The sequence below is a fragment of the Oleiphilus sp. HI0123 genome, assembly GCF_001635315.1.
This window is the reverse complement of the sequence record NZ_LWGE01001798.1, coordinates 1-646: the sequence shown is the minus strand read 5'-3', so window position 1 is coordinate 646 and position 646 is coordinate 1. Positions and strand designations below refer to the sequence as shown.

Below are 646 nucleotides of genomic sequence, written 5' to 3'. Positions count from 1 at the left end.
ACATCAAAGGATCACTTGCGGCAATACGAGTAAAATCTCTAAAGCCTCCCGCTGCATAACGGAAGATCTCTTGGTTCTGCTCCTCACCGGCAAGCGTATCGACCAACGAAAAGGCTAACAAATGTGGCAAATGGCTAGTCGCAGCAAGGACTTCATCATGCTTCTCAATCGACATTTCAAGCACGGTCGCACCGGCCATACGCCACATAGACCGAACCAGGGACAAAGCAAGATGGTTAGTATTTTTTAAGGGTGTCAATATGACTTTATGGCGCTGATATAAATTTTCATCAGCAGCCATGACTCCACTGCGTTCCGAGCCCGCTATTGGGTGCCCCGGAACGACAAACGAAGGTACCTCACCATAGACTGCTTCAACAGCCTCAAGAAAGCATTTTTTTACGCTACCAACATCGGTAACAACAGCCCCCTCTTTCAATGACACCTTTACTTCACTTAAGACATCTTCAAATGCCTTTACAGGAACCGCCAGCACAACCAAGTCAGCACCTTTCACTGCCGCAGCGATAGATTCAGCAGCCTCATCGATAACTCCTAACTCAACACCAAGCTTAGCCTCACTATGATTTAAGGAGTAACCGCAAGTGTGTGCTGCAAAACCTTCAGTTCTCGCGGCCTTAGCCAA

1 protein-coding gene is annotated in these 646 nt (G+C 47.7%); it reads right to left on the bottom strand.

Going from position 1 to position 646, the window contains the following annotated elements; genetic code table 11:
* The coding region (locus A3761_RS24160) for a prephenate dehydrogenase/arogenate dehydrogenase family protein (protein ID WP_156492090.1) at positions 1 to 646 on the bottom strand (646 nt) is incomplete at both ends.